At 60.4% G+C, this 15,046-nt stretch carries 12 protein-coding genes; all 12 read right to left on the bottom strand.

Annotation, left to right across the window (positions count from 1 at the left end; genetic code table 11):
* Position 1: 1 nt before the first annotated feature.
* Entirely contained in the window at positions 2 to 598 is a 597-nt protein-coding gene (locus KUIN1_RS23145; RefSeq protein WP_003313945.1) for a MarC family protein, read from the bottom strand.
* A 69-nt stretch (positions 599 to 667) separates the two neighbouring features.
* Positions 668 to 3,457: a hybrid sensor histidine kinase/response regulator RetS gene (gene retS, locus KUIN1_RS23140; RefSeq protein ID WP_003399691.1), complete on the bottom strand. Its 2,790-nt coding sequence runs from the start codon at positions 3,455 to 3,457 to the stop codon at positions 668 to 670.
* Between the two features lie 91 nt (positions 3,458 to 3,548).
* Positions 3,549 to 4,844 (bottom strand): phosphoribosylamine--glycine ligase, encoded by a 1,296-nt coding sequence (purD, locus tag KUIN1_RS23135; RefSeq protein ID WP_003399692.1) that lies wholly within the window; start codon positions 4,842 to 4,844, stop codon positions 3,549 to 3,551.
* A 168-nt stretch (positions 4,845 to 5,012) separates the two neighbouring features.
* Complete coding sequence (gene purH / locus KUIN1_RS23130; RefSeq protein WP_003399693.1) at positions 5,013 to 6,617, bottom strand: bifunctional phosphoribosylaminoimidazolecarboxamide formyltransferase/IMP cyclohydrolase; 1,605 nt, start codon at positions 6,615 to 6,617, stop codon at positions 5,013 to 5,015.
* Positions 6,618 to 6,697: 80 nt separating this feature from the next.
* Positions 6,698 to 7,018, bottom strand: coding sequence for a DNA-binding transcriptional regulator Fis (gene fis, locus KUIN1_RS23125; protein WP_002555375.1), 321 nt, complete (start codon positions 7,016 to 7,018; stop codon positions 6,698 to 6,700).
* Positions 7,015 to 8,028, bottom strand: coding sequence for a tRNA dihydrouridine synthase DusB (gene dusB, locus KUIN1_RS23120; protein WP_003399694.1), 1,014 nt, complete (start codon positions 8,026 to 8,028; stop codon positions 7,015 to 7,017). The genes fis and dusB overlap by 4 nt, the downstream gene beginning before the upstream one ends.
* Before the next feature lie 316 nt (positions 8,029 to 8,344).
* Entirely contained in the window at positions 8,345 to 9,667 is a 1,323-nt protein-coding gene (locus KUIN1_RS23115) for a DUF3426 domain-containing protein (RefSeq protein ID WP_011269007.1), read from the bottom strand.
* Positions 9,668 to 9,691: 24 nt separating this feature from the next.
* A complete protein-coding gene (prmA, locus tag KUIN1_RS23110) occupies positions 9,692 to 10,570 on the bottom strand; it encodes a 50S ribosomal protein L11 methyltransferase (protein WP_003399696.1) in 879 nt (292 codons plus the stop codon).
* A 137-nt stretch (positions 10,571 to 10,707) separates the two neighbouring features.
* On the bottom strand, positions 10,708 to 12,051 hold the full coding sequence (gene accC, locus KUIN1_RS23105) for an acetyl-CoA carboxylase biotin carboxylase subunit (protein ID WP_003399697.1): 1,344 nt from the start codon (positions 12,049 to 12,051) through the stop codon (positions 10,708 to 10,710).
* Positions 12,052 to 12,068: 17 nt separating this feature from the next.
* Positions 12,069 to 12,530, bottom strand: coding sequence for an acetyl-CoA carboxylase biotin carboxyl carrier protein (accB, locus tag KUIN1_RS23100; RefSeq protein WP_011269006.1), 462 nt, complete (start codon positions 12,528 to 12,530; stop codon positions 12,069 to 12,071).
* 76 nt (positions 12,531 to 12,606) lie between these two features.
* A complete protein-coding gene (gene aroQ / locus KUIN1_RS23095) occupies positions 12,607 to 13,059 on the bottom strand; it encodes a type II 3-dehydroquinate dehydratase (RefSeq protein WP_002555369.1) in 453 nt (150 codons plus the stop codon).
* Between the two features lie 129 nt (positions 13,060 to 13,188).
* Positions 13,189 to 14,979: a protein-disulfide reductase DsbD gene (locus tag KUIN1_RS23090; RefSeq protein ID WP_258041219.1), complete on the bottom strand. Its 1,791-nt coding sequence runs from the start codon at positions 14,977 to 14,979 to the stop codon at positions 13,189 to 13,191.
* Positions 14,980 to 15,046 lie beyond the last annotated feature (67 nt).

Raw genomic sequence — 15,046 nt, 5'->3', positions numbered from 1 at the left:
GTCAGGGCAGCAGGTAGCCCCGGATGCCGGTGAAGATGATTTGCGCGGCCAGCGCACAGACGAACAACCCCATCAAGCGGCTGACAATCTGCAAACCCTGATCGCCGAGGATTCGTTCGATACGGTTGGAGAGGTAAAGCACGACGCCTACGGTCAGGCTGGCCAGCGCAATACTCAGGATGGCGGTGAGTTTGTCGTCCCAGTGGGGCTGACTGACGCCCATGACCAGCAGCGCACCGATCGTGCCGGGGCCGACGGTAAGCGGGATGGTCAAAGGAACGATGGTCACATCCTGCTGGATATTGTCGGTCTGCACCGCCGACTTGCCCTGGGCCATGCCCAGTGCCGATATGAACAGCACGCTGCCGGCACCAATCCGGAACGCATCCACGGTGATGCCGAATACATCGAAAATCACGCGTCCGAACAGATAGAGCAATACGCTGGAAACCAGTGTCGCCAGTGCCACCTTCCAGGCCAGGCGTCGCTGTTCCTTGCGCGAGTGACCACGCGTGAGGCTGATGAAGCAGGAAAGAACGAAAAACGGGCTGTAAAGCACCAGCATTTTCAGATAGACGCTGAACAACACGTGAAGCATGGCTTCGACTCACAGCAGCAGGTGGATGGCATCGCCAGTCTATCAGGCCACAGGCCTTTCCCGTCGCTGTCAGTTTTGCCGATAGTGCTCGCCGTCCGAGGTCAGCCCGCGGGCCTTGTCACGGTGCGCCACCCAGTGCTCGACCAGTTCGCGCAACTGGGACAATTCGATGGGCTTGGCCATGTGGCCGTCCATGCCGGCCTGGCGCGCGCGGTCCTTGTGCTCGGTGAGAATATGCGCGGTCAGTGCAACGACCGGGGTACGTACACGCTGATTGCCGACTTCCCAGGCGCGCAATTGCTCGGTGGCCGAGAAGCCGTCGAGTATCGGCATCTCGCAGTCCATCAACACCAGGTCATAACGCTGCGCCTTCATGGCACGTAACGCTTCTTCGCCATTACTCGCGGTATCGGGGTTGAGGTTGAGCTTGCCGAGCATACCGCGGATGACCTTGGTCGAAATGCTGTTGTCTTCGGCCACCAGAATCCGGAAGTCGCCAGGGACGTTGACCGGCGGAGTCACGACCGGGCCAGGCTTGTTCGACACGACACCCTTGTTCAACTGAGTCAGTTCATCGGCCAGCGTGGTCTTGAGCGTGTAGCCTGCCACCGGTTTGGCCAGAATGCGCTTGATGCCGGAGTTGCGCGCGATGATCTTGCTGGGCGCATTGCTGATGCCGGTCAGCATGATCAACAGAATGTCGTGATTCAGGCTTGGATCTTCCTTGATCTTGGCGGCCAGTTGCATGCCGGTCATGCCTGGCATGTTCTGATCGAGCAGGACCACATCGAAATAGTCGCGCAGGTGCGCCTTGGTTCTGAGCAGGGCCAGTGCCTCCTTGCCGGACGCCACTGCGCTGACATTCAGGCCCCAGGCGCTGCATTGCTGGACCAGCACTTTGCGGCACGTGTCGTTGTCGTCGACCACCAGCACCCTGGCGTCTTTGAGCGGGCTGTCCAGATCGATGGTCGGCTGTTCAAGCAGCTTTGCGTCCAGCGGCAGGTTCAGCCACAGCGTATTACCTTGCGCACCCGTGTTCTGAATGCCGAACTCGCCATCCATCAGTACGATCAACTGACGAGCGATCACCAGCCCGAGGTGGCCGCCGAGCCGGCTGCTGGCCAGGAAGTTACGGCTGTGCAGTTCGGCGTGCAGCAGCTCTTCACGCTCTTCGTCGGAAAGCGATTCGCCGCTGTCCTGCACCGAAATACGCAGCCGCGTATTGCCGCTTTTCGATGACTCAAGGGATACGGCCAGCAGAATTTCCCCTTCGTCGGTCTTCTTCAGGGCATTTTCCAGCAGGCTCAGCAATGTCTGGCGCAGGCGAGTCGGATCACCATTGATGACACGTGGCACCTGCGGCTGGATCTGGCTGATCAGTTCGACCTGTTGCTGCTCGGCCTTGGCGCGGAAGATATTCAGGCAGTCCTCGACCAGCGCGCCGATGTCGAACTGCACGTCGTCCAGTTCGATCTGCCCTGACTCGAGCTTGGTGATGTCGAGAATCTCGTTGATCAGCGTCAGCAGTTCGTTACCGGCACTGTGGATGGTCTGCACGTAATCGCGCTGCTTGACCGACAGCGGGGTGCCGAGCAGCAGCTCGGTCATGCCCAGCACGCCATTCATCGGGGTGCGAATCTCGTGGCTGATCTTGGCCAGAAACTCGGCTTTGGCGTTGATTTCGGCGGTGCTGGCCGCCTGATCGCGGCTGATGCTGAAACGGTCTTCGGTGATGCTGCGATGGCGTTCGCTGAGCGCCAGGCTCATCAGCACACCGCTGATGCAGAACACGCTGAGCAGCGCCAGTATGAGCCATTGCGGCGGCACCAGGCTCAGCCACAGCAGGCCGGGCAGGACCACCATGTAGCCGATATTGAAGGTGATCATCCCCAGGACAAACAGGCGTGCCGAGCGATAGCCCTTCTGCCAGTGCCACATCGACACCGCCAGAATGCTCAATGTCGTCAACGAGACCAGGCCGAACGTCAGGAAATTGATCGGCAGCTTTTCGTCGAACAGCACCAGCAGGGCGCCGATCCCCATGAGCACCGCGTTGCCCAGCAACAGGCGATCGAGCTTGCGGGCATTGCGGTGGACGAAGAAACAGTAGGTGTAGATCAGGCCTGCGACAGCGGCCAGCAACAGTGCCAGGTGCGCGCTCGGGGTTTGCGCGATATTCCACGGGTCGATCGGGCGCAGCAGGTTGAGGAGCAACAGGGCACTGAGCCCGAGTAATGATTCGCAGGCGGCCAGCCACAGATTGCTGCGCGACCGGGTGTGCCCGTAACGCGTCAGGTTCTGCACGATCAGCATGGACAGTGCGCCAAACAGCAGCCCGAACAGCAATGGCTGAGTCTCATTGGCGGCGCTTGCGATGGCCGGTTCAAGGGTAATGCTGGGGCGCATTTTCTGCGCGGATACCAGCCTCAGGTAGATATCCAGCGGGGCCGAGCTTTGCGGAACCGGCAGCAGGAAGTCGTTGGACGGCAGTCGCTGATCTTCAATCGGTACGTCATTGCCCGTGCGTACATGATCAATCTGTCGATCGCCGTCCATGACATACATGTCGGCGCTGGAAAGGTCCGGGGCGAAGATGCGCAGCAATTGCTCGTGCTGGGTCGGTTGCAGGCGGTAGTGCAGCCATAATGCGCTGTCGCGATCCGCAGCCGTGACACGTTCCAGCTCGATGGGGCTGAATTGGTTCTGATAGCGCGCCGAGCGGATTTCATCCAGCGTCAGGTGGGCCTTTTCGTCGAGCAGCGTCGACCAGCCTGCACCATGCTCGGCCTGTGCCGAAAGCATGAACAGCAGAGTCAGCAGTCCGACGGTTGAGGCTATGGCAATCCTGAGCCAGCGCACAATGAAATCCCTTCGTGAGTGAATGCCTGGTAAAAACCGCGAATACCGGAGCAACCGGCCAGCCTCTGTTTGAAGAGGCTGGTCCGATCGATTATTCCTGGTCTTCGCCACGCTCACGGGCAATGGCTCGGTAGCCAATGTCCTTGCGGTAGAAACACCCTTGCCAGTCGACTTTTGCGGCCAGCGCGTAGGCATTTTCCTGCGCGTTGCCCACGCTGTCACCCAGTGCTGTGGCACACAGTACACGACCACCGCTGGTCACGACACGCTCATCCTGCAAGGCTGTGCCTGCATGGAAGATCTTGCCTTCGAGCTGTGCCGCTGCGTCCAGACCTTCGATGACCGCGCCTTTGGCGTAGTCGCCAGGATAACCCCCGGCGGCCAGCACGATACCCAGACTCGGGCGCGGGTCCCACTGTGCTTCGATCTTGTCCAGCGCCTGCGCCAGTGCAGCTTCGACCAGCAGTACCAGGCTCGATTGCAGACGCAGCATGACCGGCTGGGTTTCCGGGTCGCCGAAGCGGCAATTGAACTCGATGACTTTCGGGTTACCCGCTTTATCGATCATCAGACCAGCATAGAGGAAGCCGGTGTAAACGTTGCCTTCATCGGCCATGCCCCTGACGGTCGGCCAGATAACCAGGTCCATGACACGTTGATGAACCTCGGCGGTGACCACCGGGGCAGGGGAGTAGGCACCCATGCCGCCGGTGTTCGGCCCGCTGTCGCCGTCGCCGACGCGCTTGTGGTCCTGGCTGGTGGCCATGGGCAATACATTCTTGCCGTCGACCATGACAATGAAACTGGCTTCTTCGCCATCGAGAAACTCTTCGATGACAACGCGCGAACCGGCGTCGCCAAAGGCGTTGCCAGCCAGCATGTCACGTACGGCGTCTTCGGCTTCTGCCAGGGTCATGGCGACGATCACGCCCTTGCCTGCGGCCAGGCCGTCGGCCTTGATGACAATCGGCGCGCCCTTTTCACGCAGATAGGCCAGAGCAGGCTCGATCTCGGTGAAGTTCTGATAGTCGGCAGTAGGAATCTTGTGGCGCGCCAGGAAGTCCTTGGTAAACGCCTTGGAACCTTCGAGCTGCGCAGCACCGGCAGTCGGGCCGAAACAGTCCAGGCCACGGCTGCGGAACAGGTCGACGACGCCTGCAACCAGCGGTACTTCAGGGCCGACGATGGTCAGCGCAACGTTCTTTTCAGCGAAATCCGCCAGTTGCTCCAGTGCCAGAACGTCGATGGCCACGTTCTCGCATTTGGCCTCGATCGCCGTGCCCGCATTGCCCGGTGCGACAAACACCTTCTGCACGCGCGGGTCCTGGGCGACTTTCCATGCCAGGGCGTGTTCACGACCGCCGCTGCCAATGATCAAAATATTCAAAAACAGACTCCTTTGGAGTAGCTACAAGCTGTTAGCTACAAGCTGCAAGTAAACGCGGGTGATCAGCTTGCTTGCAGCTCATGGCTTTGAATGGTTAATACGCTAGGCTTTAGCTTGAAGCTTGAAGCTTGAAGCTTGAAGCTTGAAGCTTGAAGCTTGAAGCTGCCTTTAGTGCCTGAAATGGCGCATGCCGGTAAACACCATCGCGATGCCGGCTTCGTCGGCCGCAGCGATCACTTCATTGTCACGCATCGAGCCGCCTGGCTGTATGACAGCGGTGATGCCGACCTTGGCCGCGTTGTCGATGCCGTCACGGAACGGGAAGAAGGCATCGGAGGCCATGACGGCGCCCTGAACCTGCAGCCCGGCGTGTTCAGCCTTGATGGCAGCGATACGTGCCGAGTTCACGCGGCTCATCTGGCCTGCACCGACGCCGACGGTCTGGCGGTTGCGGGCGTAGACGATGGCGTTGGACTTGACGTACTTGGCGACTTTCCAGGCGAAGATCAGGTCATGCATTTCCTGTTCGGTCGGCGCACGCCGGGTGACGACCTTGAGGTCGGCTTCGGTGATCATGCCGATGTCACGGCTCTGTACCAGCAGGCCGCCATTGACACGCTTGTAGTCCCACGCAGGCAGGCGCTCGCTCCACTGGCCGCTGGTCAGCAGGCGTACGTTGGCTTTGCTGGCGACGATGGCGCGGGCTTCGGCGCTGACGCTCGGTGCGATGATCACTTCGACGAACTGACGCTCGACGATGGCCTTGGCGGTTGCAGCGTCCAGCTCGCGGTTGAAGGCGATGATGCCGCCAAATGCCGACTCGGAGTCGGTGGCGTAGGCCAGTTCGTAAGCCTGACGAATGCCGCCTTCATCATCCGGGCAGACCGCCACACCGCAGGGGTTGGCGTGCTTGACGATCACGCAGGCCGGTTTGACGAAGCTCTTGACGCATTCCAGTGCGGCATCGGTATCGGCCACGTTGTTGAACGACAGCTCCTTGCCTTGCAACTGGGTGGCGGTGGCAATGCCGACCTCGGCAGGTTTGGCTTCGACGTAGAACGCGGCACTCTGGTGCGGGTTCTCGCCGTAGCGCATTTCCTGAGCCTTGACGAACTGGGTGTTGAAGGTGCGCGGGAACTGGCTGCGGCCTTCGGTACTCAGGGTTTCGGCGGTCTGGTCGACGCCGCCCAGGTAGTTGGCGATCATGCCGTCGTAGGCGGCGGTGTGCTCGAACGCCTTGAGCATCAGGTCGAAGCGCTGGGCGTAGGTCAGGCCACCGGCCTTGAGGCTTTCCAGGACCTGGCCGTAATCGCTGGCATTGACCACGATGGCGACGTCCTTGTGGTTCTTCGCCGCGGAGCGGACCATGGTCGGGCCGCCGATGTCGATGTTTTCGATAGCGGTGGGCAGGTCGCAGCCCGGCTTGGAGACAGTGGCTTCAAACGGGTACAGATTGACCGCAACCAGATCGATCGGCTTGATGCCGTGCTCGGTCATGATGGCGTCGTCTATGCCGCGACGACCCAGAATCCCGCCATGGATCATGGGGTGCAGGGTCTTGACCCGGCCGTCCATCATTTCAGCGAAGCCGGTATAGTCGGCCACTTCGACTGCCGCGACACCGTTGTCCTTGAGCAGCTTGAACGTACCGCCAGTGGAAAGAATCTCGACGCCCAGCGCTTCAAGCTCGCGGGCAAACTCAAGGATTCCTGTCTTGTCGGATACGCTGATCAGAGCGCGGCGGATCGGCAGGCGGGTAGTCTGGTCGGTCATCTCGATTTCCATCAAAAGCAAAAGAAGTCAGCAAAAAAAAGCGACCGCGGTGCAAGGTCGCCTTTTCTGTTTTGAATGCTTTAAAGCAGATCGTACTGTTTGAGTTTCTTGCGCAGCGTGCCGCGATTGAGCCCCAGCAGCTCGGAGGCCTTCGTCTGGTTGCCCTTGACGTAGTTCATCACGCTTTCCAGAAGCGGAGCCTCGACTTCCGACAACACCAGGTTGTAGACGTCAGTGACGGATGCGCCTTCGAGGTGGGCGAAATAATTGTGCAGCGCCTTCTCGACACTTCCGCGCAGGGTCTGACCCTCTTCGCTCGGCGTGTTGAGGTGCTGTTTCAAATTGACGTTGTCGCTCACGGGTGTTGTTCCACTCACTAAAGTCTCGGTCATCATCGTCATGCGGCCACCTCTTTATCATTCTCGTTATCCGGGCCCTTGCAGCCTTGGCTGAAGAACTCCCGGACGTTGGCGCACTGTGCTTCCGTATCTTCCAAACGATTGAAGTGGGCGCGAAACTCTCTGGCGCCCGGCAGCGTTGCGAGATACCAACTGACGTGTTTGCGTGCAATGCGCACGCCCATCACGTCTCCATAGAAAACGTGGAGCGCTGCCAGATGCTCAAGCAGAATGCGTTCCACTTCACTCGACTGCGGCGCCGGGAGTGTTTCTCCGGTACGCAGGAAGTGTTCTATCTCGCGAAAAATCCAGGGACGCCCCTGTGCGGCCCTGCCAATCAGTAATCCGTCTGCACCGGTAGCCTTCAGCACGTGCCGGGCCTTTTCCGGTGAATCGATGTCGCCATTGGCAAAGACCGGTATCGACACGGCCTGTTTGATCAGGGCAATGGTGTCGTACTCGGCCTCGCCGGTGTACAGGTCGGCACGGGTTCGCCCGTGTACCGCCAGTGCCGTGATGCCCGCCTGCTCGGCGATTTTCGCCACTGTCAGGCCATTTCGGTTGTCGCGATCCCATCCGGTGCGGATCTTCAGCGTGACCGGTACATCGACTGCAGCCACGACGGCCTGCAGGATGTCGTTGACCAGTTGCTCGTCCTTCAACAGCGCCGAGCCAGCCGCCTTGTTACAGACTTTCTTGGCCGGGCAACCCATGTTGATGTCGATGATCTGGGCGCCCAGTTCGACATTGGCACGTGCTGCGTCTGCCAGCATCTGCGGATCACCACCGGCGATCTGTACCGAGCGCGGCTCGGGATCACCTTCGTGGATCATGCGCAGACGCGATTTGCGGCTGTTCCACAGGCTCATGTCACTGGTGACCATCTCCGAAACCACCAGGCCGGCACCGAGTCTTCGGCACAGCTGACGGAAAGGCTGGTCGGTGACGCCCGCCATCGGGGCGAGAATCAAGCCGTTTTGCACTGTATATGGGCCGATGCGTACTGCCGACATAGCCTTACCTGTTGTGGAGGCCAAATCATCCGCAGGCCGTGTAAAAACCGTTTCACCCGGTCTGCAACGGCTCATCCCGCCAGCCGCATGCGCCACCGTCAGAACGAACCGAGAGTTTGAAAAAGGGTTGGCATGATACCCGCTCTCGATGACTGGATAAAGGCTGAATTGGATAAAATCTGAACAGCTCGTACCCGTGCTCGACAAGGCTGGTCAGAGGGTGTTTTGTAGCGAAATTTCTGCGATCGTGCAGTGTTATTTGCTGAAAACAGCGTGTAAAGATGCAGTCTTGACCGACGCCTGGGCGTCGGGTGTGTCATTCCGGCGAGCGGAAGTTCAGGCTGTAGTTCACGGCCTTGGCGCCAGGATCAAGGATATCCAGCGCAATATGGATCGGCGTCTGGGGTGGCATCTCTTCCTTGCCGGCCATTTCGCCGCTCAGGTATTCGCTGGGCTTGAACCGACGACTGGCAATCAACTGACCGCCGGTATCGGAAAAGCGCAGCTCCAGCAGCGGAAACGGCTGGGAAAACGAGGCGCGGTTGTAGATGATCGCATCGACCACCAGCGCCCCCTGAAACTCCGGGTGGCTGCGCACGACCAGGTTGCTGCTCTTGAGCTGGGAAATGTCGACCTTGCTCGGCACCTTGCAGCCAACCTGCGGGCAAATCTGCTGAAACAACGGGCGATATTGATCCTGGCGTGCCAACTGATCGAAGTGGTACCAGACGTACTGTCCTGCCAGGCCCGTCAGCGCCAGTACGATCAACAGGCCCCAGGCCAGGCGTCTGCCCCAGCGTGGTTTGGGCCGTTGCCAGTCCAGCTGTAAAGGATCGTCGGTCAGATCAAGAAGTGTCTGGTCGCGCACTGCCGGTTCGTTGCGGCTGCGCTTGCCCCGGGTTTCAGGCTCCGGCTCATGGTCGTGGTCTTCATCATCGTCATCCACCGCTGACCAGCGCTCGACCTTCTCGGCAGGCGGGGCTTTGCGCTGAATGATGACCGGCATCGGCGGCTCGTCATCGTCCAGATCGTTGTCCAGTGAAAGCGACGGCTCGGTGCGTTTGTCGTCCTCCGGCGGCTCCGCAGCTTCTGCAGGGTCGGTATCCGCGATAACCTCGGCATGCAGCTCGGGCAGTTGCTCGACATCATCGTTATGCAGTGTATCGACCCATGCCGCTTCGTCGCTCTGACGACTGTCACGCTTCGCAGTCAGGCTCACATCGTCGTTGCCGATATCGCTGACGGGGCGGGCAAAGGTGTCAGGCCTGCGGGTCTCGCGTTGTTCGAGGCGAGCCAGTTCTTCGTCCAGATTGAGATTGTCCAGATCCAGTTCGCTGACCTGCCAGGGGTCGTCCTCTTCGGGCAACTTTTCCGGCTCCGGCTGAGGCTTCAGCTCGGGCTCGGGAACTGGCGTCGGCAGAAACTCCGGTTCGGGCAGGGCTGCGACCACCGGCGAGGCGGGCAGGGCCTCTTTCTCGGCGTCATCGCTGGCGCGTTGCTCGAGCAACTGCCGTGCTGCGTTGAACACCTGCAGGCAGGCTCCGCAACGCACCACGCCACGGGCCACGCTCAGTTGAGCGTGACTGACTCTGAAACTGGTCTGGCAGTGCGGGCACTGGGTGACGAAACTGTCGGTCATGCGGCTGTCCGGTTGAAGCGGCGGTTAACGGCGGCGACCCGTGATGCGTACCCAGCCATCTCGGTTTGCGATCGGGTCCAGCTCAAAACTGTCAGCGTAGGCTGCCGCGACTTCCTCACCCTGTTCGGCAAGGATGCCTGACAGCGCCAGGCGTCCGCCGGTCCTGATCAGGGTTGCCAGTTGCGGCGCCAATGAGACCAGCGGGCCAGCCAGAATGTTGGCGACCAGCACGTCGGCCTGCTGGTGTGGCAGATCCTCGGGCAGGTACAGCGGGAAGCGTTCGGCCGCGATATCGTTGCGTCCGGCATTGTCACGAGACGCTTCCAGTGCCTGTACGTCGATATCGGTGCCGACAGCCTGTTCGGCACCCAGCAGCAGTGCGGCGATGGCCAGAATGCCCGAGCCGCAGCCGAAATCCAGCACGTTGCAGCCGTCGAGGTCCTGGCCATCCAGCCACTCGAGGCACAGCGCGGTGGTCGGGTGGGTCCCGGTGCCGAACGCCAGACCCGGATCGAGCAGCAGGTTCACGGCGTCCGGTTGCGGTGCGGCATGCCAGCTCGGCACGATCCACAGGCGCTTGCCAAAACACATCGGCTGGAAGTTATCCATCCAGCTGCGTTCCCAGTCCTGATCTTCGATGACTTCAGCGCTGTGCTCGGGCAATTCTTCGCCGGTCAGCAGGCTCAGGTGCGCCAGGGCCATCTCGGCATTGGTGTCGGCTTCGAACAGCGCCAGCAGGTGGGTGTGTGCCCACAGCGGCGTGGTATTGAGTTCGGGCTCGAAAATCGGCTGGTCTTCGGCGTCCATGAATGTCACGGACACGGCGCCGACTTCAAGAAGAGCGTCTTCGTAGGTTTCGGCTTGTTCCGGGCTGATGGCGAGACGGACTTGCAGCCAAGGCATGGCGGATTACCTTCGATTTGGAAATAAGTGTGGCTAGTAAGGCCAGTGCGGCCGCAGGAAGCGGGCAAGTTTACTGCTATGCGCTGCAAACAACAAAGCCGCATCACTGCGGCTTTGTCGTCGTGAAGCAGACTGGCTTATTGATTGGCCAGTTTGTGCTCCAGGTAGTGGATGTTGACTCCGCCTTCGCAGAAGCCTTCATCGCGGGTCAGGTCGCGGTGCAGCGGGATGTTGGTCTTGATCCCGTCGACCACGATTTCGTCCAGGGCATTGCGCATGCGTGCCATGGCTTCTTCGCGGGTCGCGCCCCAGGTGATCACTTTGCCGATCAGCGAGTCATAGTTGGACGGTACCTTGTAGCCGCTGTACAGGTGCGAATCGACCCGTACGCCGTTGCCGCCCGGTGCATGGAAGTGCTTGACCAGACCCGGGCTTGGCACGAAGGTCTTCGGGTCTTCGGCGTTGATCCGGCATTCCAGCGCATGGCCCTTGATGACCACGTCATCCTGGGTATACGACAGTTTGTTGCCGGCGGCGATGCTGAGCATCTCCTTGACGATGTCGATGCCGGTGACCATTTCCGAAACCGGGTGCTCCACCTGAACACGGGTGTTCATTTCGATGAAGTAGAAACGACCGTTCTCGTACAGGAACTCGAACGTACCCGCACCGCGATAGCCGATATCGATACACGCCTTGACGCAGGCAGCCAGAACATCCTCGCGCGCCTTTTCATCGATGAACGGTGCCGGCGCTTCTTCCAGAACCTTCTGATGGCGGCGCTGCAGCGAGCAGTCACGATCGCCCAGGTGGATGGCCTGGCCCTGACCGTCGGAAATCACCTGAACTTCCACGTGACGTGGGTTGGTCAGGTATTTTTCCAGGTAGACCATCGGGTTGCTGAACCAGGCGGCTGCTTCGGCGCGGGTCTGGGAAGCGGCTTCGATCAGGTCTTCTTCGCGATGAACCACACGCATGCCGCGACCACCACCGCCACCGGCGGCCTTGATGATCACCGGGTAACCGACTTCACGACCAATGCGCAGAGCGGTGGCTTCGTCTTCCGGCAGCGGGCCGTCGGAACCGGGAACGGTCGGCACGTTGGCCAGCTTCATGGCGTCCTTGGCGGAAACCTTGTCACCCATCAAGCGAATGGTGTCTGCTTTTGGGCCGATGAAGGCAAAGCCGGATTTTTCGACCTGTTCGGCGAAGTCGGCGTTCTCGGCGAGAAACCCGTAACCCGGATGGATCGCGGTGGCGCCGGTCACTTCGGCAGCCGAAATGATCGCCGGAATGTTCAGGTAGGACAGATTGGCCGGTGCCGGACCGATGCAGACGGTTTCGTCTGCCAGGCCCAGGTGCATCAGCTCGCGATCTGCGGTGGAGTGTACAGCGACGGTCTTGATGCCCAGTTCTTTACAGGCACGCAAGATGCGCAAGGCAATTTCGCCGCGGTTGGCGATCAGAACTTTTTCCAACATCGCAGGCTCTCCCCGGGTCAAACGATTGTGAACAGCGGCTGGTCAAACTCAACCGGCTGACCGTTTTCTACCAGGATGGATTCGATCACACCGCTGGTTTCTGCCGTGATGTGGTTCATCATTTTCATCGCTTCGACGATGCAGATGGTGTCGCCTTGCTTGACGGTCTGGCCGACTTCGACGAATGCAGGCGAAGTAGGCGCCGGGGTACGGTAGAACGTACCGACCATTGGCGACTGGACCACAAAGCCGTTCAGTTTCGGAGCCGATGGCGCTTCTGGAGCGGCCGCAACCGGTGCTGCTGCAGGAGCCGGAGCCGCTGCAGGCGCAGCAACCGGAGCCGGTGCGTAGTAAGGCTGTGCCGGCGTCTTGCTGTGACGGCTGATCCGTACGGATTCTTCGCCTTCACGGATTTCCAGCTCGTCGATGCCGGACTCTTCCAGCAATTCGATCAGTTTCTTGACTTTGCGAATATCCATTAATCAACTCCCAAGGTTCTGTAAGGGCAATGTGTCGGCCGGCTCAAGCCATATGGTCAGCTTCAGGCTGGACTCGTCATGGCTTGGCACTGGCGGCCAGTTGTTCCAGGGCGGCTTCCAGGGCCAGTCGGTATCCACTGGCACCCAGGCCACAGATCACTCCTACAGCGACATCTGAAAAGTAGGAGTGATGGCGGAAAGGTTCGCGTTTGTGCACGTTTGATAAATGCACTTCGATGAATGGGATGCTCACTCCCATCAGCGCGTCACGTATTGCAACGCTGGTGTGCGTAAAAGCGGCCGGATTGATCAAAATAAAATCCACACCCTCGCCGCGGGCAGCGTGAATGCGGTCGATCAGTTCGTACTCGGCGTTGCTTTGCAGATACATCAGATGGTGACCGGCATCGCGAGCGCGCTGCTCCAGGTCCTGATTGATCTGAGGCAGGGTGATAGTGCCGTAGACCCCGGGTTCCCGAGTGCCCAGCAGGTTCAGGTTGGGTCCGTGAAGGACCAGGATGGTCGCCATTGCGTGTTCCTTTTATTGTCTGCGAGCGGTTTACGCCCGGCGACTATGCCGGAAGGGCAATGGACTGTCCAGTTAACAACAGTAGCCAGCACAATGAGCGATATTCGCGCAAAGTTTGTGACTCAGGTGTCAGTTTTGGTCATTGGCGCTGTTCAGACGCTCAATCAGGCCTGCTGCGTCGATTTCGCCGATAACCCGCACAGTTTGCCGTTCTTCGCCGTTTTTATCGAAGAAAAGCAGCGCTGGCGGGCCAAACAGCTTGTACCGGTCGAGCAGAGCGCGTTGCTCTGCGTTGCTGTCGGTCATGTCGAAACGCACCTGTTTGTAACCCGACAAGCGGGCGACCACACCCGGGTCAGGCAGGACTTCGTGTTCGATGACCTTGCAACTGATGCACCAGTCGGCATACCAGTCCAGCACCAGCGGTTTGCCCTCGCGCTGGGCTTCCTGCATCACACGGTCCAGTTCGGCGGAGGTGGTGATCGTCTGCCACTGTGACGCGACCGGAGCTGCTGCCCCGTTATTTGCCGTGACGTATTCGCGACCCAGCGGGCGCATGGGGTCGGTCTGCCCGGACAGCGCGCCGTACCAGCACGCCAGCGCATAGACCAGCAGCGCCAGCCCCAGCAACTGGGCGAGTTTTTGCCGTGTGGTTTTGATGTTGAATTCCAGCGCACCGAGAAACAGCGCGACACCGGCCGACAGCAGACCCACCAGCAATAGCGTGACCTGCCCTGGCAGCACGCGGCTCAGCAGGCCGATTGCCAGTCCCAGCAGCAGCACACCGATGGCATTTTTGACCGTCACCAGCCAAGGGCCGCTTTTCGGCAGCCATGTGGCACCACCGGTTGCGATCAGCAACAGCGGCGCGCCCATGCCCAGCCCCAGCGCAAACAGTTTCAGAGCGCCGCCGAGCGCATCGCCGCTGGCGCTGATGTACAACAGCGCACCGGCCAGAGGCGCCGATACGCAAGGTGACACCAACAGGCTGGAGACCACGCCCAGCACCGCTGCCCCCCACAAGGAACCGCCCTGGGTCTTGCCGGCGATACGGTCCAGGCGAGAGCTGATGGACTGCGGCAGGCGCAGTTCGAAAGCGCCGAACATGGCAATGGCGAAGATCACGAAGAATGCCGAGAACGGCACCAGTACCCAGGCCGATTGCAAGCGCGCCTGCAGGTTAAGGCCTGCACCGAACACGCCCATCAGCGCGCCCAGCAGGGCAAAGCACGCCGCCATCGGCAGTACGTAAGCGAGAGACAGGCTCAGCCCGCGCAATCCGCCTACCTGACCGCGCAGTACCACGCCGGACAGAATCGGCAGCATCGGCAGTACGCACGGGGTAAAGGTCAGGCCTACGCCGGCGAGAAAAAACAGCGCCAGTTCTTTCCAGCTCCAGGCTGCTGTGGCGGCGGGTAGGGTGGCAGAGGCTTGCTCGGCCGGGCTGGCGGCCACATCACCAATGCTCAAGCGCTCGGTTTCAGGTGGATAGCACAAGCCCTTGTCGGCGCAGCCCTGGTACGTGACGGCGAGGGTAAAGGGGCGCTGTTCGCCGGGTTTGCGTGGCAGGTCGATATCGAGAATGCCGTGATAGACCTCGACATCGCCAAAGTACTCGTCGTGTTTCTGCTCGCCCTTGGGCAGTTGCGCTTGGCCAAGGCCGATGTCGGCAGGCTCGGTGCGGAACTGGAAGCGGTGGCGATACAGGTAGTAGCCGTCGGTAGCGACCAGCCTCAGTTTGATCGACTCCGGCGTCGTCTCGATCAGGCTCAACTGAAAGGCCTGACGCACAGGCAGGAAGTCCTTGCTGTTATCCAGCGAGCCACCGCCCAGGGTGGATGAGGGACGGCTGTCCAGCAGACCGGCGCCGGAGGCGGGCAGGGCCAGGATCAATAGCAGCAGGCATAACAAAAGGCGCATGGCAGTCTCGAAGATCGAAAGTCCGCGCATGATAACGGAGTGCCCGGCGGCCTGCCGAGCGCAGGTT

The sequence above is a fragment of the Pseudomonas sp. KUIN-1 genome (genome assembly GCF_009176725.1).
Taxonomy (GTDB): Bacteria; Pseudomonadota; Gammaproteobacteria; order Pseudomonadales; family Pseudomonadaceae; genus Aquipseudomonas; species Aquipseudomonas fragariae.
The sequence above is the reverse complement of the archived record's forward strand: the minus strand, read 5'-3'. Positions and strand labels throughout refer to the sequence as shown.